Below are 23,698 nucleotides of genomic sequence, written 5' to 3'. Positions count from 1 at the left end.
AACCCAACTGCGTAGTCCTTCCGGGTCGTAGCCATGCTCCATGTATGAGCCGTCCGGCATGAGTACCTTGGAGGTTCGATTGAACGCATCATACGCATAGGCAGTGGTGCCGAGGTGCGACTGCTCCAAGATTAGATTGCCCTGACGATCATATTCGAACTCCGTCTTCTGCTCCGTGTCCTCTTGCAAAATGGAAAGCAATCGGTTCCGGCTGTCATATGAATAGCTTGTCGCCATCCCGTCTAGGATGCGGCTAATGCGGTTGCCTGCCCGGTCATACCTGAACTGTTCCTGTGCGCCGCTGCCGTAATCCGCTATCTTCAGCCGATTTAAGCTGTCGTAGTTATACAGCGTCATCTGCTGCGGCTCCATCTTCATTGTCTGGTTACCGTTGCCGTCATAGCTGTATTCATAGTTCAGCAGTTGGTCGCCTTCCGGACTCGTCGCGCGCAAGCTCTTCACTTGACCATCCCGGTCATAGCCATACTCGACGCCGACACCGCTGCCATACAAGATCGAGGCGATGCGATTGCCTTCTCCGTATCGATATTGCGCAAGACATTCCTCGCCTTGTACCACTTCCTGGATACGTCCTATTTTATCATAGCGATATTCAATATGTCTGCCTGCCGCATCGGTCAGTCCAATCATGTTGCCGCCTGCGTCGTAGCGGTACTCCAACAATTTGCGAGCGCCACGCGATTCCAGTTCGCGCAATTGCTGTTGAACGTCGTTTGGTTGATTCGGCAACTTACCTGCTTGTTGTTGATGGGCATCACTTGGATTTACATCATGCCGCCCATGCTGTAATCTCTGCGATGTATCTCCTACAGAATTCGCCCCATCGAGTCCCGCACTCTGGCCTGCATGCTGCCCGGATTGCCCACTGATTCGTTCTATGCCGCCATGTTGTTGATCGCCCGTCCCATTCATCTGCAATCTGTGCAAACCATTCGAAACGTTTGGAACATTGGAGCCAGGCAAACTATTGTAGCCATTCGGGCTTTTCGAGCTGTCCCCCCCATTCAGGAGGTTCGTGTCGTTCGGAACGTTCATGCCATTGAAGCCACCCGCGCTGTTCGAGCGGCTAATCCCAGCGAAGCCATTCGAGCTGTTCGAATCATTCAATCCTTTGGTGCCGCCCGCTTCCTCTGCAGAGTGGGTTCCCATGAACCATTTCCGTCGAACCCGCTCCTGCCTGTGAACCGGCTTGTTTATAAGGTCGTTAGTCGGATTGCCCTTCGACCCCATAACCGAATCCGTTAGCGAGCGCTGCTTCGATTCGATTACGGACTGGCGCAGCTTCTCAGCATCTGACAGACCCCCTGCAATCTCCGCAGGCTCGCTCCAGTACTTCGCTGACAGCCTTCCGTCCGCCGTATACGCGTAGTCGTAGCGCATATGCTCATTCTGTGCAGCTCGCAGCGTGCCATCGCCATTGTAAACGAACATCTCTTCCTTACCGGAGGAAACTTCTCTACGCTTCACCAGTTGATCGTTGAAGTTATACTCGTACTCAATCACTTTCTCATTGCGATCGATCTGGCGGGCGAGACGACCTTGCCGATCGTACTGGTACACCATCTTCTGCTCCGAAGGATCAATTACGGCTGCCAGCTTGCCCATGCTGTTGTACTGATACTGCGTTGTATTCCCGTTGCCATCTGTCGAGCTGGTAATATTCCCAGCATAATCATAGCCGTACCGCTCTTCGCTTCCGTCTGCACGAGTCACGGTTCGAACATTGCCCCATGCATCTACCTTATAATTCGTAGCATTGCCTTCCCCATCTACAATGCCCGTAATATGACCGAGTGCGTCGTACGTATACTGCTGGCTCACCTTGCCGCGAGCGATCGCTTCCGCTGTCCGAATCTGCTTCACCCGTCCGCCAATCGTGTACGTATATTCTACTTCAACGCCGTCAATGAGCTTGCGCATCAGTTCGCCAGCTGCATTGTAACGATTCCGCTCTACAATGTGTCCGTAGGCATCTCGCACCTCGGTCAAGCGCTGCATCGCGTCATACTGATAGTTCGTGCCTTCGCCATCATCGGTCAGCTTATTATATTGATTCGGTGCGACATGCTTCACAACTTGCCCGTTCTTATCATAGAAGAGCCTTGTCGTATCTCCCTGCTTGCCTACGATGCGAATCCGCCGATTCATAACATCATAGCCGTATAGAACGCGATTGCCGTTCGCATCCGTTTCTTCCAGCACATTGCCTGCGTGGTCATATTTGAAATACATACTGCTAGCCTTGGCAGTCTTGCTCAGCCTGCGGCTAATCTGCACGATGCGATCGGCCCGGTCGTAGCTTACTTCCGTCTCATATCCTTCCGGTGTAACGAGCTTAAGCAAATTGCCGTTGCGATCATACCGATACGAAGTAACAGCCGCAACCTTCTCGCCTTCATTTCCTGCCCGCTCTTCTGCGAGGTCTTCCACGTCAATCCGTTCAATCTTCCGCTCCAGCCAGCCGACCGCATTATACTCCTAGGAGGTAATTTGCTCTTTCCGATCGCTTATCTTGCGCCGCTCGGACGTCTTCTGATTGAGACAATCATACGTATAATGAACCTCGGCTCCGGTATCGTCACGAATCATCATGACCCGGCCCAACTTGTCGTAACGGTAGCGGATACTGTAATAGAGACCCGGATATCCTGCTTCGCTTACATGCTCAGCCGTCCGTTTCTCCTCCAGCAGGTTGCCTGCAAGATCATATCGATACTGCGTCAGCTTGTACCGAATCGTTCCGTCTGCTTCCTCCACTGGCTCTCGCTTCTCAGAGAGCCAACCTGCGCAATTATAAGCATAAAGTGTGCCAAAGCGCTCTTCATCCGTCGTGCCGCTCAGCCAGCCGTGAGCATCAATCGACTTGATCACTCTTCCAGCGGCGTCATATACGAAACGGCGGCTTACATGCCCTTCCGGGTCTGTAATCTGGATCAGACGGTTCATCGCATCATACGCATATCCCATTCCCGGCCCGTCATCTGTCACTGGATCGTAATGCTCCGGATCAATCGTCTTGATCACATTGCCCGCGGCATCGCATTTCGTGCGTGCAATCCCGCCGTCCGGATACAACGTTCTCACGCGGCGATTCCGGTGGTCATACACATATTCAATGCCCGCCCCATCATCGTCCTTGCGGGTATAATGATTCGGGTTCACTTCCTTAATCACATTATCGTGAATGTCATACATGACCCGATATTCATTGCCCATCGGATCCGTCGTCCGAATGAGCCGATCCATGAAGTCATACCGATATTCCGTCCCTATCCCGTTGCCCCGCTGCTCCACGTATTCGTTCGGGAGCACCTTCTTCACGAGATTTCCCATCGGGTCATAGAACAGAATGGTTGTATTGCCGGCCGCATCCGTAATGCGCGTTCGCTGATTGATTGCATTGTAGGCAAACTCTACCGTTCCATACGCGGTTCCGATGCTCGTCAAGCGCGCAGCATCGTCATAGCCGTACCGGAATTGCTGCCCCTCCGCATCCTCGACGAGGGTTGGCGCGTCTGCATGCTGCACCTCATAGCGGTAAGAAGTTGCATATCCGAGCGGGTCGATCCGGCGAAGCAGTCTGCCGCGCTCATCGTATCGATAGGAAGTAACGGCATATGCCGAAGCCGCCGCATTAAAAACCCCATTCTCGTCATCAACCCGAACGCGCTCCTCCAGCAGATTGCCGCAAGCGTCATAGGTATAGTGCGTCTCGCTGCCATATGATGTTCGAGTGCAGATCCGGTTCTGCTCCTCGTCGTACTGGTAGCAAATGTGCGATCCGTCAGGAAGCGTCTCCTTCAGCAAATTGCCGTACGGGTCATATTCCCACTGCGTTATGGCGCCGTTCGCCGCGGTATGGCTGTTCTTATTGTGGAAAACATCGTAGGTGTATGCTTCTTGTGTTCCGTCTCCGTACTCAATTGCGGTAACGAAATAATCGCGGTTGTAACGGAAAGTCTCCGTTACTCCGGTAGCATGGAACGTAAAGGTCGTCTGTCTGCCGCGTTCGTCATACGTAATATCGGTTCGGTTATCCTCATAATCATACTGAGTGACAATCCGATCCTGACGATCATAGACGTTGCGGACGTACGTGCGTCCATTCTGATCCGTTATGGTCAGCAGCCGCCCTTCCGTATCATACAGATAGGCTACCTTGCCTCCGTTCGGGTAGGTAACCCCGATTAGCAAATCGCCGTCATAGCAGTACGCAACCTTGCGACCGATATTATCCTCAACCGCCAGCAGCTTCCCATATTCGCACGTCATCGTCAGCAGCTTCCCACCCGGTGTCGTTACCGTGCTTAATCCGTGCTTATTATACGTGAGGAGCGTTTCGTTGCCATTGCGATCACAGAACGATTGCAACCGTCCTGTAGCCCCGTCATACACATAAGTCATATGCTGGTGTTTGACGAGATAACGTTCCTTGTCAGGCACATCAATCAGGCGGTAATCGAGCGCACCTGCCCGTTCATTTCTCCATTCACCGTCTTGCTGAACGAAACTCTCATAATGCCCGTCCATACAGATCAGGAATGCCCGATCTTCAATTCGGGTAAGCGAGCTTTCCAGCGCGCTGATCCACCCTTTGCCGAGCAGCCCGACGAACGGATTGTGCGAGTTGAAGCTGCGCGTCAGTTCCAGCACATCTCCAATATCGTGCACAACCAGATCGGTCGCCTGTACATAGAATCTTCCTTTGGCGACATCAATCGGATCTCCCTTCGTCACCAGGTTGCCGACATTACTGACCAACGATATTTTCAACTGATTGAGCAGCGTCTCTTTATCGAGCTGGCCGTTCTTCCAGAGCTGGAGAGCCGATTCTCCCGTCATATCGCCCGCAACTCCAGCACCGTATCTTCCAAATGGATTCTTGCCGCCCATAAAAGAAAATGCCGCTCCAAAGACGCTTGTTACCGCGTTGCCAGCCAGATCCGAATTGCCGGAATTGCTAATTTGCAGCACGTTCGCGGACACGTAGCTTGCCGCATATCTTTGGCCGAACTGGGTTAACCAGCCAGCCCCGCACCCGCCCTTTAATATACCTGCGGAAATGGTCCCCGCAAGGGCGCCGTTATAAAAGCTCTTCAAGTAATGCCCGGTAAGCGCTCCCCACGAGAAGCTCCCGTCAAGTGGAGCATACGGATCGAATATCGCGGTTACGCCCGTGCTAATGGCACCGCCGCTTAATCCCCCTGCCAGCAAGGTAGTGCCGCCGAGCATGAAGCCTCCCCCAAGCACGGAAATGGTGACGGAGCCGTATTTGACGATATTATATAATTCCTCGTTCCCTCCAAGAACCGTATCCCGCATGAAATTGTAGGATTGGGACAAATCACCCACCTGGGCCTTGGCGAAATCCTCTCTGCCCTCCGCGATTTCGCTCGCTCCTACGACCGCGGACACGGCGCCTGCCGCACCAATGATAAGCGGCAAGGCTGCGCCTCCCGTCACTACCGTTGCAGCAGCCACGGCCACGACGCCTACGACGAGCGCAATGACCCCGAACCCGATCTTGCTCTTCGCTTCCTCCGCCTTGGCAATGCACGCTTCCCGATAGGCGAGCGCCTGATCGTTAACCTCCTTCATCTGCTTCGCATCTTCTTCCAACAGAGCGCTGTCATCGAAGGTCACAGCTGGCGGCTTCCCCGGCTCGCCCAAATAATTGATTTTGGCTGCCATCACATAAGTCGCATCCTGAACGGCAATCGCATGCTCAAGAGTAACGAATTCCCCAGGACTGCGACTAAGAAGCACATCCTCCCCGGCAGATACGCTGATCCGCTTAGGCACGACCGGGACTGCTTCCTCCGCGGCACTCCCGCTCTCTCCAATCGACACGTTATCCGAAGACCGCACATACATATCGGTATTGGCTGCGATTTCGACTGTCCCGTCGCCTGCCAGCCGCAACTTGATGCAGCCCGCATCATCAGCGATGAATATGACATCGTGTGGAGTGAGCCGCATTTCCTTGCCCGTATCGTTGGTCAGCGACCGGTTCTGCGGATCAGCGAGCTTATGCCCATACTTGCTCTGCTCCGTTCCTTGTCTGACCGATCCGATCGCAATGGCCTCTCCCTCGTTCACGGTTGGCAGGTGCAGCTTCACCTGTGAGCCTGGCTTCGGCATCAGGTACGAAATCTGGTTATCGATGCCAGTTGAATACGGGAACCAGCACGTATTCCCTACAGTCGGTGCGGGATCAATGCCGAGATGAACCCGGATCTGATTGCGCGACACTTCCGTTATCGTTCCTTCCAATGACACACCTTGAAGCCGAGTATTAAAGATCCGGCCCTGCCTTACGCCATCAACGCTGCAGAACGAATGGGTGCAGCGAAGGAGGCCGTCTTGGATGGCAAGCTTCGCCTGATGGACGACGAACACCCCTCGGTCGAAGATCACTGGCATCCCGAGCGGCAGCAAGCGGCGTATATCTGCCTCGAAGCTGATAAAATCCGTATCCTGCAGCCTGGAATCCTCATTCGTCTGGGCGAGGAGATAGCGGCGCAGATCTTTGTGAATCACATAATGCTCATTGGCAACAGCGACGGGCTGCTGGTTCAAGGAGACGCCAACTGAGAACCGAACCGCCCCGGAAGTCGCATCCGGCAGGACGACAGCGCCAACATGCGATGCCAAGCGCTTTACAAATTGCCAGTCCGTCTCGTCATACTGCACAATTAGTTGTCCTATTTTGGCACCGTTCATGGCATAATCCAAGTAATCTGCCTTCGGATAACTGCTCAGCACCTGTTCGATCACTTCACTATAGGTCGAGTCTACTTGCTGAAAAGAGCGTCTCTTGCGCTCAATATCCATCATATAGGTGGAGGACACTGCCTCCACCTGCAGCATATATACCTGTCGGACGCAGCTTATTTCCATAGTCCGAATGATGCCCTGAAACAGCACGTCTCCATGCCAGCTTCGCCCGTCTTCCTCGTTCTCTCCCAACTCGCGCCGAACAATAACCCGATCACCGAATTTCAGATCATGAAGGAATCCATCCTTCTTCTGCTCCGGTATGATGGCGCTGAGTCGAAGCTCAATATGTTCATTGACACTCATATGCAAGGAGAGTTCGGTAATGCGCTGCAGTTCCGCATCCATCTCCACACTCAATTCGCCAAATGGCAGTTTCATTCTTGCCCCTCCTCCCGCCAGCTTTTACTCCCTTTGACCGTTATGAACAATCTTGATGGTTTCACCGTATACGCATTTATTCCAACACGTATCGAGCAGTGCGGGCGCCTCCTCGATCAACACATCCTCTTTCCCGGATTGCCACGGAAACGTAATATTCGGCACGCACATCGCCACACATTCGGGCTCCGGCACTTTTTCGGGCGGTGGTGCCTCTTTCTTAATAAAAAGACTGGCGAACCAGCCGGCCTCCTCCTGCTTCGGCATCGGGGGAAGCGCATTGATGACGGCCTGCACCGCAGGGTTCCTCGTACTCTTGCACAAGCCGAACGGCCTGATATTGACCATTGGCACGCAATCGTTCACGTTCAGCTGCGGCTGATCATGAATGTAATCCCCATGGCTTGCTGGAACGACGATCCGTGCTGGACGTGACCCTTGGGGACAAAAGCAATATGCACCGTGCACGACGTATTTCGGCTCCTTCTGTCCGCCTCCGTCATCCATCATTAATTCCATTTCCATTTCCTCCTGACCGTTATCTGCCGCAACGTTTGCGAACAGAATGATGCAAGTTTCGAACATAACGAGAGCACATCCTATGCGAGGGTATAAAATATGCAAGAGTACAAACAGTGCAGGATCCAAACTATGCAGAATCAAACGATGTAGGATCCGGCTCGCAGCAGCTTTCCACCTTCTCCAGCTTAATGCCCAGCAGTTCCTTACGCAGCAAGCTCTCGGCAACATCGAGATTGATGAAGACGTGCTTCTCCAGCAGTCCCTGCACGCGAAATACCGCATGGCCGTCTGCCTTCGCTCGATCAATGACGATGCGCTTCACTGCCCCCGTCTTGTCGAAGACAGTACGATCCGATAAACAATCCACCCTCGGCAATAGAAGCAGCCAATATATCTTTTGCATGCTATTCTTCGGATCTGACAACACGGCGCATTTGTATGCCAATTCCGAATTATGCCGCTCCAGTACCTTTTTCAGCTCATCCGCTACGAGAACGACCGGCTTGCCGATATAATCGGGGTATACACTGTCTGCATGGCCTTCGACGAATACAGCCGTAATGTCATTGATTTCATCCGCAAGATCCGGCGTAAGCTCAATCGTTTTATTGGTGGATTTCAAGCCAGCGAATTGAAATTTGTTTTCCACGCACTCATCCTGCGAAATGATAAAGTAGTCCACCTTTGCTCATCCCCTTCAACCCAGCCTAACCATCCAACCTTCGCTGATCACGCCTTATCGCTTCCATCGATGATGATGTGCGCCAACTGCTCAGCAGTTAAATCAAGCCGCTTCACATCTGACGCCCGGAACATCGCCCCGGCCAAGTCCGCATCCGCGAAGCTCGTTCCCGTCAGCACCGCCCCTCGGAAGTCGGCTCCTCTAAGCTCTGCTCCCCGAAAGCTCGCCTGCTCTAAATTCGCCCCCGCAAAGCTTGTCTCCATGAAGGGTGGGATATGGAGCTGTTCCTGCGACGGAAAACTCATTCCCGCCTTGATATGCTCCAACTTGGCAGATTGCAAATTCGCCTCACGGAAGCTCGCACCATGCAAGATGTTATTGCTCAAGTCAGCTCCTTGCAGATTCGCTCCGCGAAAATCGGCTGCGATTAGCCCACAGCCCAAGCACAAACTGCCAACCAGTGCACTTTCGGAAAAGTCGGCAAAACTAAGATTCAGCAGTTGAAAGTACATGCCGCTCAAATTCGCGCCGTGAAAAACTTCATACACATATTCCGATCTGCCGCTGTCAGAGAACATCTCCTTCAGCGTCTCGACGTCCTTGGTTCTTGCCTCGTATCTGTACACCAGCTCTCCGCGATCCCGGTGCTCGCCCACATAGATGAACAGTTCATTTTCCTTATCAATTGCTGCGAATTCGTCTGTTCGCACGGCCTCTCTCAGTGCATATCTGGCAAGCTTGATCAAATAGGCCATGTACCAGACGATATCTCCCTGCACTACAACTGCCACGTCAGCCGGCAGCAGCTTGCCGACATACTTCTTACTTGTCTCGGACAGATGCCGCTTGAATTCGTCCAACTTAGCGAACGCCCAGCCCGCGTCATACTCGGCCGTGCATGTCGAAGTGTCGCCATGCCACTGTGCATCATACGCAGCTATGCGGCAGCGATGATCCCCGATCAAAATCTGGCTCCGCAGGATTGAATAATGAATATACTTGATCTTGCCTTTCCGCTTCTCATCCTGCATGCGGCGGATGTCCGCGCATAGCTGCTTGAACGACTCGATCCATTCGCCGGTTAGCCTGTCCCGATGCGCCAGCACCTCCCGATGGAGTGCCAGCATCAGCTCCATGCGCTTGTCGGCCACGGCCGTATCCAACCAATGGCGCAGCGCTTCGTCTCTTGTCACTTCGATCGTCCTTTCCGCACCAAGCGCCAGAAATGTCTGCTAGTTCGTAAATACTTCGGTTCCTTTGAGCTCCGTATTTCCACCGCTATTCAGCACGATTTTGCCGCCCTTCTGGCTTTCTATCGCGATTTCCTCACTAGCCGTCATGAGCAATTTCTTGTCCGCCCGGATGGTCACATTCTCCTTGGACGTCAGCGACACTTCCTTCTGACCGGCAATCGTGATCGAGCCGCTCTGATCCAGCATAATCGTCGCTTGCCCATTATTGGCCGAAATGAGCACATGACCTGGCGCTAACGTAACCTCCATGCCTGCCGAATTGCGGAAGTAACGAACATTCGGGTCGGCCATCCGATCCTGCGAACCGCCGCTGGATGCCGTTGCACCCGCTCCCTGGCCACCCGGAGAAGCACCTGCAGGTTCGCCGGCATAGGAATTGACCGAACTGATGGCGAATGCCTCCTCCTCCCGCTCGCTTGGGAATGTCACGCGCACACTGTCCCCTGCCTCCGGCATGCAATACCAGCCGCTTCCATCCGCAGATGCAAATACAGTAGAGTAAGGGAACCAGTGCGCCGTACTAGCATCCTGATTCTTATCGATATCGAGCCTAACCTTGACCTTGTCTCTGTTAATTGCCAGAACCGTTCCTCCTATCGAAGCTCCTCTGATGGCTTCGTTGAATGGCAATTCCCGGTTCAAACCTTTGCGGGTAGTAATCGTATAGGTGTGCGTCATAGCTCCCTTGTCCATTGTCGAGACGACTTTCCCGACATACAGCCTCGCCCTCTGGAAATCTACAGCGTCACCCAGATGCATCAGTTGTCTGGTCGTTACCTCATAAGAGATGAAGTCGCTCTCTTGGGAATCCGGCCGAATATTATGGTGATAAGCCATATAATCCGCCAGCTTCTTCTTGGCGACATATTGGTAATCATCCAGCTTCTTAACCGTCCCGATATCGGGAAGTCCGAAAAAATACTTGATATCCTTGAATTTCTCGGCGGGCACCACAACCGTGTCGAGGCGAGAGGCCATTCTTTTCAAAAATGCCCAATCCGTTTCCTTATACTGCAGGACGAACTGTCCGATACCCGGATTATGATCCGTCGTGTACTGCACATCGTAATTGGAGTAATCCTCGCCCATTTTCCGAACTAACTGGCTGTATGTCATCGAAGCGTCTTGAAAAGACCTGCTCTTGACGCGAATATCCAACATGACGGAGCTTGTCCATGCTTCCGCCTGAATCGTATATACATCCCTCGTCCGTTCGATGCGCATCTCGGTGACAATCCCGGAAAACAATATCCGTTCTCCGCCCTGCTCCAGAAGCTCCATCACCTGAACCGGCGTCTGCTCGTTCAGCGAAAAGAGATCATTGTCTTTATGCTCCTCGGCGATGACGCCCGTAAAGGTGAGCTTCCCATGCTCATTCACCTGCTGCACGATGGCAAGCTCCAGCAGCTGCATATGGGGAAATGGCTTTATTCGCACATTTTGATAGGATAATGTCGATACACTCATGCGCTCGCCACCTCCACCGATCGAATCATTTCCAGTGCGATGATGGACCATCGTTTTACATGCTTGTCGTTCCCATTAATGTTGGCGATAAGGCGTTTGCGTCCGGCATCTACAAAGAACAAGAAATTGAACACCTTGCCATGCGCCACTGGATTCAAAAAGGAGCAGTAATGGATCGACTGCCCGTTCACTTCCTCCGTTCCGTCCTCCAGCCACTCGGTATGAAGCTCCATGTTTGCCATGCTGCGAATCATGTCCGTCTTCATCTGCCTCAAGTCGATGGCCTGCTCAGGACGTTCTGTATATTGCAAGATGATGTTCAGAGCATGAGCCTCATTCTGATAAACCATCTGTTGTTCGGTCTCTAGCGTGCACAGGAGAAAATCCTTCGGAAATAAAAAGCTCAGGCCAGGCTCGAAAAAGTCTTGCTTTTCGAATTCCACAATCGTGCCGTTCAGATCGACGCCGCCATGGTGAACTCCGTTGCGCATATCCTCTCGCCACTGCTCCTCTGCATTCATACGGGCCGCATGTTCCGCCATCTGCTCGTCTTGCATCCGCTGCTTTTCAGATCCTACTGATCCAGCACCGGGCGAGTCGATTTTCGGCTGATTTTTCGCATGCTTCATCGCCAATTCCCCCTCACTTGGAATCTTTCATCTGATGTGCCTGTTTTTCTTCTTTCCAAAATTGTATAAATATCCAAATCTTTATTGAATATATCGGCAAATACTGGAATCCTATGAAGACTGAACCTTCCTATTTTTAGGGAAATTCAAAAAATGATCCATCTATGTGCACCAGTTCGCCAGCAACTTGTATGCGTAGTAGACAACTCAGTTGAATATGAATGATAATAGCGTTACAGCACAGACATTCATCCTTGTAAAATAAAGTGAGGAGGAGGCAGATGCAGCGAAGGCTCGTTATTCCACGATTATCATTCATGATGTTCATGCAGTTTTTCGTATGGGGGGCTTGGTACGCCACTGCGGGGCTTACACTCAGCAAATATGGCTTGTCATCCATTATTGGAACCGCTTACTCCGTTGGAGCGATTGCATCCATTATTGCTCCTTTCTTCCTCGGCATGGTAGTTGACCGCTTCTTCGCCTCTGAGAAAGTGATGGGCCTCCTTCATCTTGCAGGCAGTGCACTTCTCTGGATGGTCGGCAGGCAAGTCGAGGCAGGCAGCGGAACAACGCTGTTGTGGACGCTTTTTCTGTATATGCTGTGTTATATGCCTACACTGGCACTAAGCAACAATGTAGCTTTTCACCATATTGCGGATGCTGCAAAGACATTTCCGATGATTCGTGTGTTCGGCACAATCGGATGGATCGTGGCAGGCGTCCTTATCGGCCAACTGGGCTACTCCGACAGTTCCGTCATCTTCTACATCTCTGCTATTGCATCCCTCTTGCTCGGTATATTCAGCTTCACTCTGCCCAATACGCCCGCTCCCGCCAGAGGAAAGTCTCTCTCTGTTCGCGACCTGCTCTGTCTTGACGCGCTGCAGATGCTTAAGGAGCGAAGCTCTTGTTTTTTCATCATCTGCTCGATGCTTATTTGCATCCCACTTGCAGCCTATTATTCGTTTGCGTCTCCCTTCTTAGAGGCTGCTGGGTTCGCCAATGTAGGCAGCGTTATGACGATCGGCCAGATGTCGGAAATCGCTTTTATGCTGCTCATCCCGTTCTTCTTCCGCCGCTTAGGCATCAAAATCATGCTCCTGATCGGCATGATTGCTTGGACACTTCGTTACGTCCTATTCGCCCTCGGTGGGCCTGATCAGATTGGATCACTCATCATCGTAGGCATTGCTCTCCATGGAATCTGTTATGATTTCTTCTTTGTAACCGGATTCATCTATGCCGAGCAGCAAGCAGACAGCCAAGTAAAGGGGCAGGCACAAAGCTTGCTGCTCCTGTTCACGCAGGGAATCGGCATCTACTTCGGCTCACTTATCGCCGGCAGTCTGTTCAACGATACCGTGACAGCTAGCGGAACTGCTGCGCTTGCACAATGGAAGAGCTTCTGGCTGTACCCGGCAGGCGCTGCGCTTGTCGTGGCACTGTTGTTCCTGCTGCTGTTCAAATCGAAACCATCCACACATGCTGTTCACCAGCATGATGCGGCATTTGAAAGGAGATAAGCGTAATGAATCGTACGAAAGTAGCCATTTGCGGCGCTGGCTTCGTGGCCGACATTCATATGGAGTCCTTTACCCGATTCGTTCCAGAGGCAGAGGTAGTCGCTGTCTATGCCCGCAATCGTGAGAAAGGAGAAGCATTCGCTGCACGGCATGGAATACCGCAAGTGTATACAGACATGGATGAGCTGTTGGCGCATTCCGGTTGTGAGGTTGTGGACATCTGCCTGCCGAACTTCCTCCATCACCGCGTATGTATAGCAGCTGCGCAAGCGGGCAAGCACGTTATCGTAGAGAAGCCGCTATGCGTTACCTTGGAAGAGGCCGACGAGATGATCGAGACATGCCGCAGCGCAGAAGTGAAGCTCATGTATGCGGAAGAGCTCTGCTTCGCACCGAAGTTCGAGCGGGTACGCAAGCTGATCGAGCTGGGAGCCGTTGGCGATGTGTATATGCTGAAGCAGGCAGAGAAGCATTCTGGTCCGCACAGTGATTGGTTCTATGACATCAAGCAGGCTGGCGGCGGCGTGCTCATGGATCTGGGCTGCCATGCGCTGCAATGGTTCCGCTGGATGATGGGCGGCGCCAAAGTGAAAAGCGTATATGCGACAATGTCTACTGTACTACATGGCGAGATAACGAAGGGCGAAGATAATGCGATTACGATCGTAGAGTTCGAGAATGGTGTAACGGCAATCGCGGAGGACAGCTGGGCGAAGCCTGGCGGGATGACAGACAACATAGAAGTATACGGTACGAAGGGAGTAAGCTATGCGGACCTCTTTCAAGGCAACGCTGCTCTGACCTATAGCGAACATGGCTATGATTATGCGATGGAGAAGGCAGGCTCCACCCAAGGGTGGTCGTTCACCATCTATGAAGAAGCATTCAATCAAGGATATCCACAGGAATTGAAGCACTTCATTACCTGTGTCCGGCAAAATCTAGAGCCTTGCGTAACAGGCGAGGACGGGCGTGCCGTACTCGAAATCATCTACGCAGCATATGCCTCCGCCCGATTAGGGCGCAAGATTGAGCTGCCATTCCACGCAGCCGTACAGCGGCCGATAGATTTATGGCTGGGTACGGAGAACTAGGTTTGATCGATAAGCATGAATTCCCTTGTGGCAACGAGAAGAAGGCTAGTACTTCCCAATTAGGGACGTACTAGCCTATTAGTTGACTCAATAAATGGCCCACCGTAAGCTAAATTAGGCTGATCCTTTAGATCTTTAAGACCTGAATTACCGGCCTCATCAATGTATAAAATCCCCATACTTCCCCCTAACTTTTATCGTCATTTTTCAAGATTTTTTTTGAAATTAAGGTACCAACAAAAGCAGAAAAAACTATAACAGGGGTCATAAATAGTGTTTTATATTGATTCCAAGGTGTTGCGATAGCAACAACGATTGATACTACAAAAACAATAAAAGTAGCCAATAATTGCTGTTTTACACTTAATTTCGCCACTAATCATCCCCCACATCCTATAAATGAAAATATAGCATTCAAAATAGTGTTAGCTTGTTCTTCCTATATAAAAGATTCATGAGTATATGTTCCATTATAGAAGCAAAATACAAGTACATCTTAGGTAAGTGTAATTTCTTTCATTTCGAGTGGCATCGATTGCTCCGCGGCCTCTGCCTTGCCTTGAACGACCTTCTGATGCCGCTTCAATCGATTCCTCCATTCGTTCATCTCCTGATCCGTTAATGTATGGAACGTCTCAACCTTCCTGCTCGTTCCGTCCTTAAGAACGACAACGAACGTGGGGAATACCGGGACGAACAAGATGCCCACTCGCCCCTGCTCGACACGAATATCGACTACATCTGCCCATGCTGCGCGGAGTCCATATTCATTCCATATTGTCTCCTGATCATAGGTCAGTAGGATATTGGTTCCTGCTGTTAAGGCACGCACGGATACGACGAGATTGCTCCCGCAATAAGCGAATCCAATGCATGCAGCCGCTGCCAGGGCAATTCGCAAGCTGAGCGGCAATTTGAAATCGAGCACGGCCAGAACGATAAGGCCCGCCGAGAATAGGATACAAATGAATGCAATGAACAATCGGGCTGCTGCTTTCTGTTTCTGATATACGACATGATGCATAGCGCATTTCTCCCTTTCCCACAGGTTGTTCAGTAGCTTTATTCCCACTTCGACGAGCTGTACCGATTCCCCTTCCTACTCCATTCGACAATATGCATTATTATTCTAATTATGCACCTGTACGCTCTATCTTCTCTCTTGTGTTCGCCTTCTTTTGATTCACCAGAGTCAGCTGCGGCAAACAGATGCCTCCTAAAATCAGTACGATTCCTGCCCACTGCAACATCGTAACTTGTTCCCGGAGAACAAGTACAGACATCACTACCGCTGCCGGCAGCTCAGCCGCTCCTAAAATCGTGCCTAATCCAGAACCAATCTTCGGGACACCTATTCCGAAGAAAATGACTGGGATAATAATGCCCAGCAGCCCCATAGGTAATCCGAACTTCCACAATCCATCTACCAAGGTGCCATCCATAATGAATGCTGGCGGGAACATGAGGAATACAACAACCATTGCCCCCGTAATCATGGATAAGCTCTTCGTCAAAATAGGCACATCGGTTGCAACACGCCCACTCACAAAAATATATATCGCAAACGATATTGCGGAAATTATTCCGAACACCGCCCCTTTCCAGCTCAATCCGGACAATCCATGATCAGCGAGACCGCCCGCGAAGACAGTACCTACGAGCAGGATGATAACCGAAATGATCTTCATCGGTTCAGGGCGCGTGCGCGTAACAACCGCTTCCAGCAATACACCAATCCACGTAAATTGGAATAGAAATACAACGGCTATGGAGGCTGGCAATTCTCCTACGGCAAGGCCGTACGTAATCGAAGTGCAGCTCACAGACAATCCGCAAGCGAGCAGCACCGCGGCTTGCTTCCAGCGCAGCTTATGTCGTGAGAAGAGTAGTGTCATAACCACAAGCATCAGCCACCCAAAGAAATATTGTCCGCCTACAATCTCTGGAACGGTAAACCCTTCTCCGATCCCGAGCTTCATTATGGAAGACAGAGTTCCATAGCTGCAAGCCCCAAGGAATACAAGCAAAGCATACTGAAGTAATTTCATATTGATGTCAAGCTCCTCTCGCTTATACACGCAAAAAAGCCCCCTGCGTTCTATAGCAGGGGGCGAACGAAACCAAGCGCTGTGGCAATACAAAGCTGTGCGTTCTTCTACCGAACGCGGCCACTCACACGCCTTTGCAAAATTTCGCCTCTCTATTCACAGCTTCCGACACTGTAAATAGAGTTTGGTGCATACCGTTCTATTTATGCCCTTCCATTGTAGTAAGCTTCCTTCACGCTGTCAATGAATAGATTCAATTCGGGCAGCAGCAGAATCCAAGTAGTTCCTCCAACGACCGGCGCAACTTGTGTTACAATATAAGCATCATACGCTGTCAATAAAGATAGGAGCGGCACCATGTTAGCAATTATTTATGATTTGGAAATGACCGTAAAGCGCAAAAAAGGGGCGTTTGCCGAAATCATTGAAATTGGGGCGGTGAAAGTGACGGAGAACGAGGGAACATTCGCCGTTGCTGACACGTTTCAAGCGTTCGTCAAACCGACTCTTTCCCCCAAGTTAACAGATGATACTGTTAATTTTACCGGTATTACACAAGAGGATATTACACATGCCTCCACCCTGCAGGATGTCCTTGATCAATTCATCGCGTGGATTGACACGGATGACTATGCACTATGTTCCTGGGGGCCGGATGATAAATCCCAATTCCTAAAGGAATGCCGCCAGAAGAAGATTCCACTGCACTGGCTTCGCAATCATAACAATTTGCAAAAGCAAGTATCTACTGCCCTGAAACGTGAGCATAATCAGCAGATTGGACTTAAGGCAGCGCTGGAAGCACTGGACGTCCCATTCGTCGGGAATCAGCACCGGGCACTGGATGATGCCTACAACACAGCACTCGTATATATACAGATGCAGGAGCACATTCAGTTGACTCGCAATGAGGTTCAAGAACATCCGAGCTATGAGAGCAATGTTGTATATCGAGATGATACAAGCAATGAGGATCGAGACAATCCATTCGCAGCGCTTGCCAATTGGAATATGGACGAAGACAAATAGAACACGGTTTGTCCCGAGGTGGGGCAAACCGTGTTCTATTTACTTTCCCATTCTATATCAGGGTTGCAACGAACGAATAATTGCTGTTACGTAACTGCGAATTCATCCGGGTTCGGACCAACTCGCTTATCTTCATTAAGTGCATCGATGCTGCTCAGCTCAGTACTGCTCAACTCGAAATCAAATACATTGAAGTTCTCGCGTATGCGCGATGGTGTAATCGACTTCGGAATGACGACATGGCCATGCTGCAAGTGCCAGCGAATAACCACTTGAGCTGATGTCTTGCCGTGTGCGGCCGCGATCGCAGCGATCTCTTCATTCTGCAAAATATCTCCACCCTGCATCAGCGGGCTCCAAGCTTCCAAATAAATATCATGGCGCTGGCAATATTCACGCAGCTCGTTCTGAGCCAAGCGCGGATGGCATTCCACCTGATTCACAACCGGCTTCACGCTGCATTCCTGCGCCAAACGCTCCAAGTGAGGAATATGGAAGTTGGATACGCCAATCGAACGCACGCGTCCGTCTGCGTAGAGCTTCTCCAATGCTTTGTATGTGTCCACATACAAATCCCGGGAAGGAACTGGCCAATGAATCAAATACAAATCTAGATAGTCGGTTCCCAACTTATGTAAGCTCTCATCAAACGCCTTCAGGGTAGCATCATATCCTTGCTCGGAATTCCATACTTTCGTCGTCAAGAATATATCTTCACGCTTCACACCTGACTCTTTAATCGCTTCGCCAACGCCTGCTTCATTCTGATAAATAGCTGCCGTATCGATTAAGCGATAGCCCGTCTCCAATGCAGTCTTCACTGCATCCTTCACCTGCTGTCCCTCTTCAACGCGCCATACCCCAAGACCTAGCTGCGGCATGCTCAAGCCATTGTTCAACGTAATTTGCATGTTCATTGCCTCCTTCATAAATGTAGCAACAATTTCAGTATAGTCGTAAACGGCAGTCTGGTGCAAACCATCCTGTCCTACCTCATAACAAAGCTATTGTAAACGCGTTTCGGGCAAGCACATTTCACGATTTCCCAGAACTTAATATAACTTTGGAAATAAGTGGGCAGCGGCATTGACTTCCTATCCGGTTGCTGATAACATACTGCCATAACACTAATACCTTAGTTATCTTATAGGAAATATAATGATTAATCAACTAAGTACAACGACTCACGACTTCTGTCGACCGGATCACCGGAGACGCATACCTAACTGCATGCTTAGGGGTGTCTTCGGTTTTTTTGTATTCATGTTCAAGGGAGGAATGTATATGAGCAGTCAACCAACACAAATCGGGTTAGATACCATCCATCCGAAGTGGCTGGAGCGAATCGCAGAACAATTGAAAGGACTCAACTATGGATCACTGACCATCACGATCCATGACGGCCACATTGTACAGCTGGAACGGACAGAACGTACCCGCTTCGAGCTGGAAGGCGCGAAAGAAAGGAGACAATCCCGATGAAAGTACAACGTCGTTTACCTGTACGTATCATCATCCTGCTTTCTGTGTTGACGCTCTCCTTGATGGCCTCCTGCGGACGCAGCGATTCAGGTTCAGGCAAACAGGGAGAAGCAGAAGGAGCTAAGCCTAATACTGCTTCTGAAGAGACTGTGGAACTACAGAACGTTTCCTACGATCCAACCCGTGAGCTATACGCTGATTTCAACAAGGCATTCGCCGCACACTGGAAAGAAGCGGCCGGACAGAACGTCACCGTGAAGCAATCACATGGCGGCAGCGGCAAGCAAGCACGCGCTGTCATCGACGGCTTGAAGGCCGATGTCGTTACCCTAGCCCTTGCGTACGATATTGATGCTATTCGCAAGGCTGGCTTGATTCAAGAGGGCTGGCAGACACGCTTTGAGCATAACAGTGCCCCTTACTACTCCACGATCGTGTTTCTTGTGCGCAAGGGCAACCCTAAGGGAATCCATGATTGGAACGATCTCATCAAGCCCGGTATTCAAGTCATCACACCGAACCCCAAAACTTCCGGAGGCGCCCGCTGGAATTATCTCGCCGCTTGGGGGTACGCCCTCTCTGAGAACAAACAAGATGAAGAGAAGGCGAAGCAATTCCTCTCCGCCCTCTATGCCAATGTCCCCGTACTCGATTCAGGCGCGCGCGGAGCAACGACCACCTTCGTGGAGCGAGGAATCGGTGATGTACTCATCTCTTGGGAGAATGAAGCTTTCCTCGCCACAAACGAGCTTGGGCAGGATAAATTCGAAATTGTCGTTCCTAAGCTAAGTATATTGGCGGAACCGCCTGTAGCGGTCGTCGACAAAACGGTGGATAAGCGAGGAACCCGCAAAGTCGCCGAAGCTTACTTATCCTATCTGTATTCAGAGGAAGGACAAGAGATTGCAGCAAAGCATTATTACCGCCCACGCTTAGAAGCCGTTGCGGCCAAACATAAGGCACAGTTCCCCGAACTTAAGCTGCTCACCATTCAGGATGACTTCGGCGGATGGGAAGCCGCGCATCAGAAGCACTTCGCTGATGGAGCATTATTTGATCAAATTTATAAAAAGTAGAAGGGAGCACGGGATATCATGACCACACAATCCGCTCACCTTGACCGATCTCCCATCAAGCCGAGGAAAGCATCGTATTCGGTGCTTCCCGGCTTCCGCTTCACACTAGGCTATACGCTGATTTATATGTCTCTCCTCGTACTCATACCGCTGTCAGCCATCGTCTTGAAGTCATCTGAATTAACCTGGGGCGAGTTTTGGAGCACGGTGCTGGATGACCGTGTCATCGCAGCATATCGGATCAGCTTTATCGTCTCTTGTGCCGCGGGACTCCTCAACGTCTGTTTTGGACTGATTGTCGCTTGGGTGCTTGTCCGTTATTCATTTCCAGGAAAGCGATGGATAGACGGCTTGATTGATCTGCCATTCGCACTCCCTACTGCTGTCGCAGGCATTGCTCTGACCTCCATCTATGCAGAGAACGGCTGGATTGGACAGCTGTTGTATCCGCTTGGCATACAGAGCGCCTATTCACAGGTTGGCATCATGATCGCGCTGACCTTTATTGGCTTCCCCTTCGTGGTGCGAACCGTTCAGCCAATCTTAGAGCAATGGAGCACGGAAGTTGAGGAAGCAGCGGCAACCTTGGGTGCCAAGCGTTGGGCGGTATTCTCCAGAATCATCTTCCCCGAACTCATACCGCCGCTGCTGACAGGCTTTGCGCTTGCCTTTGCACGTGGAATTGGCGAATATGGTTCCGTTGTATTTATTTCCGGTAATATGCCATATAAGACTGAGATTGCACCGTTGCTTATTATGACGAAGCTGGAACAATATGAATATGCCGCAGCCACGGCTATTGCACTTGTATTGCTTGTTATATCTTTTGTCCTGCTGTTTATCATCAATTTCATTCAATGGAGAATGGGCAGACGCGTTATGCCCCATTAGAGCCAATGAAGGATGAAACTGCACTCCGATTCACCCCATCAACAATACTTGAAAACGCGAAAACAAGGAGATCACCCGTATGACCGATACCTCATTGCTTACGGAACAACCTAAATCCCCCCCTCATACTAGGCGCAAGTCAATGGGAGGCGGACTTTTGCCATCAGCGCCGCAATCTCGCGCATGTACAACGGAATCATCCTATGTCCGATACCTGCTCATTGCCGCTGCTCTTGGCTTTATTGCGCTCGTCATTCTGCTCCCGCTTGCGGCCGTGTTCGTGCAGGCATTCAAGCGCGGAGCTGATGTCTATCTGGCAGCACTTGTTGACCCAGATGCCTTAGCAGCGATCCGGCTCACGCTTGTCACTGCAGCAATCGCCGTGCCTTTAAATGCAATTTTCGGCATTGCAGCAGCCTGGTGTATCACCAAATTTTCATTTCGCGGCAAGCAATGGCTCATTACTATGATGGATCTCCCCTTCTCAATCTCGCCTGTCATTGCAGGCTTTTTATTTATTTTAATTTTTGGCTCAAATGGATGGTTTGGAGAATGGCTGGACAATCAAAATATTCGAATCGTCTTTGCTCTTCCAGGCATTGTATTAGCTACGTTATTTGTCACATTCCCCTTCGTTGCCAGGGAGCTCATTCCGCTCATGCAGACGCAAGGAATACAGGAGGAGGAGGCAGCGGCCACCTTAGGAGCAAGCGGGTGGCGAATGTTCTGGCGTGTGACGCTGCCCAATATCAAGTGGGGACTGTTATACGGCATAATCATTTGCAATGCGAGGGCAATGGGGGAATTCGGGGCGGTATCCGTCGTATCTGGGCATATACGAGGCGAGACGAACACAATGCCGCTCCATATTGAGATTTTATATAATGAATATCAATTCTCGGCAGCATTCGCTGTCTCTTCACTGCTCGTATGTGTAGCATTGTTAACCATTGCAGCCAAGCACTGGCTGGCGCGCAAGGGGGATTGAGCTGGATAGGTTTCGCTTGTCATCGCGTCCAGAATATCTATTGCGATTCGTTTCGCAGCATACGGACGCGCCAGACTCACCATGCTTCGCTTCATGGATTCAAGCAGGGCTGGCTGATTGTACGCCTCGCAGAGTCTCATCGCCAGCTCAACGTCCTGCCGCACGACAACAGCTGCACCATGCCTTGCGAAATACCGAGCATTTTCCCGCTCTTGACCAGGCTGCGGGCGCGCAATAAATAGAGGCACCTGCATAGCAAGCGCTTCCGTTAGGGTTACCCCTCCCGCCTTCGTAACCATTGCATTAGCGCATAACATCAGTTCATGAATAGAGGACACATAGCCGAATACATGTACATTGCTCGACAAACGGAACTTCTCCTTGAGTTCTATCTCCCAGCGTTCATTTCTGCCGCATACAATAACAACCTGATGATTCGGTATTCGTTCCAATAGGCGAAGAAATCGATTGGATATTGCCTGCGCTCCAAGCCCACCCGACATCACTAACGTAGTTCGAAGCCCTGAATGTAATCCATATTTATGGAATAGTGCTTCCACATGCTCTTCATTCTGCATGGAGGACTGCATCGTGTGCTGCTGAGGGTACAAGTCAAATTGATCACGGATTGGAATGCCGCTTACATGCACTAGATCTGGAGCGATACCGGCTCTCATCATCTGTTCGGCTAATTCGACAGTTGCAACATAGTAGTGATCTGTGGTGGACAATATCCAGCGATGATGGAGATCGTAATCGGTGATGACCGTAAATGTGGGAGTCGCTTTGTTCATCTGCCGGACAACAGATGAGACGTCGAAATAGGGAAATGTACTAATAATGCCGTCAGGCCGATGCTCCAGCAGTAGCTGCTTCAGCTTGCCCTTGCCTAGTGTGAACCCTGTGCGCACAAGTGGATGTGTACGTTCAATTCGGCGCGTTGAATAGTAGCTCCAGCCATAATAGTGAATCCCGTATTGCGACATCGTCTGGCTTTGCGTAAATAAAAACCGAAACATCGCATCCATCATCGGATGCGCCTCAGCCATCAAATCCACAACAATAACCTGCATGCCAAGCCGCTCCATGTGTCCTTTGAGCGCCTGCGTTACCATCCAATGCCCTTCCCCGAAACGGGACGTTAAGATCATAATCTTGTAAGCAGCTTTATGCATTCTTTATTTTCCCTCCTTTCCCTGAGATTATTTTATCTTTCTCTCCCTTCCCACGGATTATAACGTTGGTTCCTCATCAGAGGTTTAACGGAAGTTGGATGTTTTGTGAATATAAGCAAAGAGCCGCCCTAACCTCTCGGAGAGGCGGCGGCTTGCTGGCGGATAGCCTAATTACTGTTCTTCAGAAGATTCAGGCTGACGGAATGGATATTCATAATTAAGCGGCTCATCGAATGTCGCATAGTCGAAGTTAACCATCAACAGCATGATGCGTTGACCCGTTCTCGGATCGCTGATAATGATATGATCACGACCAGCAGCCTCAATTTTACCGCGGAATATCTTCGCATTCCATTCCGAGTTGTTCTCATATGTCATATAAAACGTACCGATCTTGCCAAGATTCAAGCGCAAAATGTTCTCGATAAAGGATTGTTCTTGCGGGAGCCCTGTCAGAACCGTGCCGGAAGGCGTAATCACATTACCGCTGGCGACCGAAGGAGGCATTGTAGATGCCTGCTGCGTTGCAATCGGCTGCTGCATTGACATAGGCTGCTGCATTGACATAGGCTGCTGCATCGGCATGTTCTGCATTGGCATGCTCTGCATCGGCATGCTCTGCATCGACATGCTCTGCATTGGCATGCTCTGCATTGG

At 50.8% G+C, this 23,698-nt stretch carries 20 protein-coding genes; 7 read left to right on the top strand and 13 right to left on the bottom strand.

The features are described 5' to 3' along the window. From BBG47_RS23595 to BBG47_RS23565, 7 genes are all read right to left on the bottom strand, one after another. On the bottom strand, positions 1-2,451 hold a 2,451-nt coding region (locus BBG47_RS23595; protein ID WP_139070749.1), incomplete at its 3' end, for an RHS repeat domain-containing protein. Positions 2,452-2,499: 48 nt separating this feature from the next. Then, positions 2,500-7,179: a DUF6531 domain-containing protein gene (locus BBG47_RS23590; RefSeq protein WP_065293753.1), complete on the bottom strand. Its 4,680-nt coding sequence runs from the start codon at positions 7,177-7,179 to the stop codon at positions 2,500-2,502. A 24-nt stretch (positions 7,180-7,203) separates the two neighbouring features. After that, positions 7,204-7,764: a DUF4280 domain-containing protein gene (locus tag BBG47_RS23585; RefSeq protein ID WP_021254188.1), complete on the bottom strand. Its 561-nt coding sequence runs from the start codon at positions 7,762-7,764 to the stop codon at positions 7,204-7,206. A gap of 64 nt (positions 7,765-7,828) precedes the next feature. Then, entirely contained in the window at positions 7,829-8,350 is a 522-nt protein-coding gene (locus BBG47_RS23580; RefSeq protein WP_254659902.1) for an imm11 family protein, read from the bottom strand. Positions 8,351-8,430: 80 nt separating this feature from the next. Then, positions 8,431-9,576 carry a pentapeptide repeat-containing protein gene (locus tag BBG47_RS23575; RefSeq protein WP_065293751.1) on the bottom strand — a complete coding sequence of 382 codons (1,146 nt, stop codon included), beginning with the start codon at positions 9,574-9,576 and terminating at the stop codon, positions 8,431-8,433. A 39-nt stretch (positions 9,577-9,615) separates the two neighbouring features. Next, complete coding sequence (locus tag BBG47_RS23570) at positions 9,616-11,103, bottom strand: contractile injection system protein, VgrG/Pvc8 family (RefSeq protein WP_065293750.1); 1,488 nt, start codon at positions 11,101-11,103, stop codon at positions 9,616-9,618. Beyond that, entirely contained in the window at positions 11,100-11,732 is a 633-nt protein-coding gene (locus BBG47_RS23565) for a hypothetical protein (protein ID WP_065293749.1), read from the bottom strand. The genes BBG47_RS23570 and BBG47_RS23565 overlap by 4 nt, the downstream gene beginning before the upstream one ends. A gap of 281 nt (positions 11,733-12,013) precedes the next feature. On the opposite strand from BBG47_RS23565, the gene BBG47_RS23560 reads away from it, so the two are divergent. Together BBG47_RS23560 and BBG47_RS23555 are read left to right on the top strand one after the other, a co-directional pair. Further along, a complete protein-coding gene (locus tag BBG47_RS23560; protein ID WP_065293748.1) occupies positions 12,014-13,258 on the top strand; it encodes an MFS transporter in 1,245 nt (414 codons plus the stop codon). 5 nt (positions 13,259-13,263) lie between these two features. Further along, positions 13,264-14,352, top strand: coding sequence for a Gfo/Idh/MocA family protein (locus BBG47_RS23555; protein ID WP_065293747.1), 1,089 nt, complete (start codon positions 13,264-13,266; stop codon positions 14,350-14,352). A 187-nt stretch (positions 14,353-14,539) separates the two neighbouring features. Here BBG47_RS23555 and BBG47_RS23550 read toward each other — a convergent pair whose 3' ends face one another. The 3 genes from BBG47_RS23550 to BBG47_RS23540 form a co-directional block, all read right to left on the bottom strand. Then, positions 14,540-14,728 carry a hypothetical protein gene (locus BBG47_RS23550; RefSeq protein ID WP_065293746.1) on the bottom strand — a complete coding sequence of 63 codons (189 nt, stop codon included), beginning with the start codon at positions 14,726-14,728 and terminating at the stop codon, positions 14,540-14,542. Between the two features lie 120 nt (positions 14,729-14,848). Beyond that, positions 14,849-15,376, bottom strand: a complete 528-nt coding sequence (locus BBG47_RS23545) for a hypothetical protein (protein ID WP_065293745.1) — start codon at positions 15,374-15,376, stop codon at positions 14,849-14,851. Between the two features lie 109 nt (positions 15,377-15,485). Continuing rightward, the gene (locus BBG47_RS23540; protein ID WP_065293756.1) at positions 15,486-16,400 is read right to left on the bottom strand and encodes an EamA family transporter; all 915 of its coding nucleotides are present in this window, start codon (positions 16,398-16,400) and stop codon (positions 15,486-15,488) included. A gap of 357 nt (positions 16,401-16,757) precedes the next feature. On the opposite strand from BBG47_RS23540, the gene BBG47_RS23535 reads away from it, so the two are divergent. Beyond that, complete coding sequence (locus tag BBG47_RS23535) at positions 16,758-17,429, top strand: 3'-5' exonuclease (protein ID WP_021254197.1); 672 nt, start codon at positions 16,758-16,760, stop codon at positions 17,427-17,429. Between the two features lie 86 nt (positions 17,430-17,515). On the opposite strand, the gene BBG47_RS23530 is transcribed toward BBG47_RS23535, so the two are convergent. Next, positions 17,516-18,340, bottom strand: coding sequence for an aldo/keto reductase (locus BBG47_RS23530; RefSeq protein ID WP_065293744.1), 825 nt, complete (start codon positions 18,338-18,340; stop codon positions 17,516-17,518). 373 nt (positions 18,341-18,713) lie between these two features. On the opposite strand from BBG47_RS23530, the gene BBG47_RS23525 reads away from it, so the two are divergent. From BBG47_RS23525 to cysW, 4 genes are all read left to right on the top strand, one after another. Next, positions 18,714-18,911 carry a YezD family protein gene (locus BBG47_RS23525; RefSeq protein ID WP_021254199.1) on the top strand — a complete coding sequence of 66 codons (198 nt, stop codon included), beginning with the start codon at positions 18,714-18,716 and terminating at the stop codon, positions 18,909-18,911. Further along, the gene (locus tag BBG47_RS23520; protein ID WP_065293743.1) at positions 18,908-19,987 is read left to right on the top strand and encodes a sulfate ABC transporter substrate-binding protein; all 1,080 of its coding nucleotides are present in this window, start codon (positions 18,908-18,910) and stop codon (positions 19,985-19,987) included. The genes BBG47_RS23525 and BBG47_RS23520 overlap by 4 nt, the downstream gene beginning before the upstream one ends. Before the next feature lie 18 nt (positions 19,988-20,005). Further along, positions 20,006-20,878, top strand: a complete 873-nt coding sequence (cysT, locus tag BBG47_RS23515) for a sulfate ABC transporter permease subunit CysT (RefSeq protein ID WP_065293742.1) — start codon at positions 20,006-20,008, stop codon at positions 20,876-20,878. 142 nt (positions 20,879-21,020) lie between these two features. Further along, positions 21,021-21,866, top strand: coding sequence for a sulfate ABC transporter permease subunit CysW (cysW, locus tag BBG47_RS23510; RefSeq protein ID WP_065293755.1), 846 nt, complete (start codon positions 21,021-21,023; stop codon positions 21,864-21,866). On the opposite strand, the gene BBG47_RS23505 is transcribed toward cysW, so the two are convergent. Next, positions 21,770-23,041, bottom strand: a complete 1,272-nt coding sequence (locus tag BBG47_RS23505) for an MGDG synthase family glycosyltransferase (protein ID WP_065293741.1) — start codon at positions 23,039-23,041, stop codon at positions 21,770-21,772. The genes cysW and BBG47_RS23505 overlap by 97 nt on opposite strands. A 171-nt stretch (positions 23,042-23,212) precedes the next feature. Continuing rightward, positions 23,213-23,602 carry a spore coat protein GerQ gene (gene gerQ, locus BBG47_RS23500; protein WP_254659901.1) on the bottom strand — a complete coding sequence of 130 codons (390 nt, stop codon included), beginning with the start codon at positions 23,600-23,602 and terminating at the stop codon, positions 23,213-23,215. Positions 23,603-23,698: the final 96 nt, after the last annotated feature.

The sequence above is a fragment of the Paenibacillus sp. KS1 genome (assembly GCF_001680695.1).
Classification (GTDB): Bacteria; Bacillota; Bacilli; order Paenibacillales; family Paenibacillaceae; genus Paenibacillus_B; species Paenibacillus_B suaedae.
Note: the sequence above shows the minus strand (reverse complement) of the source record. Positions and strands in the feature narration are given on the sequence as shown.

What these genes read in the sequence shown, in the direction of transcription:
- BBG47_RS23590 (WP_065293753.1), bottom strand. Translation starts at nt 7,179, where the DNA reads ATGAAACTGCCATTTGGCGAATTGAGTGTGGAGATGGATGCGGAACTG.
- BBG47_RS23585 (WP_021254188.1), bottom strand. Translation starts at nt 7,764, where the DNA reads ATGTTCGAAACTTGCATCATTCTGTTCGCAAACGTTGCGGCAGATAAC.
- BBG47_RS23570 (WP_065293750.1), bottom strand. Translation starts at nt 11,103, where the DNA reads ATGAGTGTATCGACATTATCCTATCAAAATGTGCGAATAAAGCCATTT.
- BBG47_RS23565 (WP_065293749.1), bottom strand. Translation starts at nt 11,732, where the DNA reads ATGAAGCATGCGAAAAATCAGCCGAAAATCGACTCGCCCGGTGCTGGA.
- BBG47_RS23560 (WP_065293748.1), top strand. Translation starts at nt 12,014, where the DNA reads ATGCAGCGAAGGCTCGTTATTCCACGATTATCATTCATGATGTTCATG.
- BBG47_RS23555 (WP_065293747.1), top strand. Translation starts at nt 13,264, where the DNA reads ATGAATCGTACGAAAGTAGCCATTTGCGGCGCTGGCTTCGTGGCCGAC.
- BBG47_RS23545 (WP_065293745.1), bottom strand. Translation starts at nt 15,376, where the DNA reads ATGCATCATGTCGTATATCAGAAACAGAAAGCAGCAGCCCGATTGTTC.
- BBG47_RS23540 (WP_065293756.1), bottom strand. Translation starts at nt 16,400, where the DNA reads ATGAAATTACTTCAGTATGCTTTGCTTGTATTCCTTGGGGCTTGCAGC.
- BBG47_RS23535 (WP_021254197.1), top strand. Translation starts at nt 16,758, where the DNA reads ATGTTAGCAATTATTTATGATTTGGAAATGACCGTAAAGCGCAAAAAA.
- BBG47_RS23530 (WP_065293744.1), bottom strand. Translation starts at nt 18,340, where the DNA reads ATGCAAATTACGTTGAACAATGGCTTGAGCATGCCGCAGCTAGGTCTT.
- BBG47_RS23525 (WP_021254199.1), top strand. Translation starts at nt 18,714, where the DNA reads ATGAGCAGTCAACCAACACAAATCGGGTTAGATACCATCCATCCGAAG.
- BBG47_RS23520 (WP_065293743.1), top strand. Translation starts at nt 18,908, where the DNA reads ATGAAAGTACAACGTCGTTTACCTGTACGTATCATCATCCTGCTTTCT.
- cysT (WP_065293742.1), top strand. Translation starts at nt 20,006, where the DNA reads ATGACCACACAATCCGCTCACCTTGACCGATCTCCCATCAAGCCGAGG.
- cysW (WP_065293755.1), top strand. Translation starts at nt 21,021, where the DNA reads ATGGGAGGCGGACTTTTGCCATCAGCGCCGCAATCTCGCGCATGTACA.
- BBG47_RS23505 (WP_065293741.1), bottom strand. Translation starts at nt 23,041, where the DNA reads ATGCATAAAGCTGCTTACAAGATTATGATCTTAACGTCCCGTTTCGGG.
- gerQ (WP_254659901.1), bottom strand. Translation starts at nt 23,602, where the DNA reads ATGCAGCAGCCTATGTCAATGCAGCAGCCGATTGCAACGCAGCAGGCA.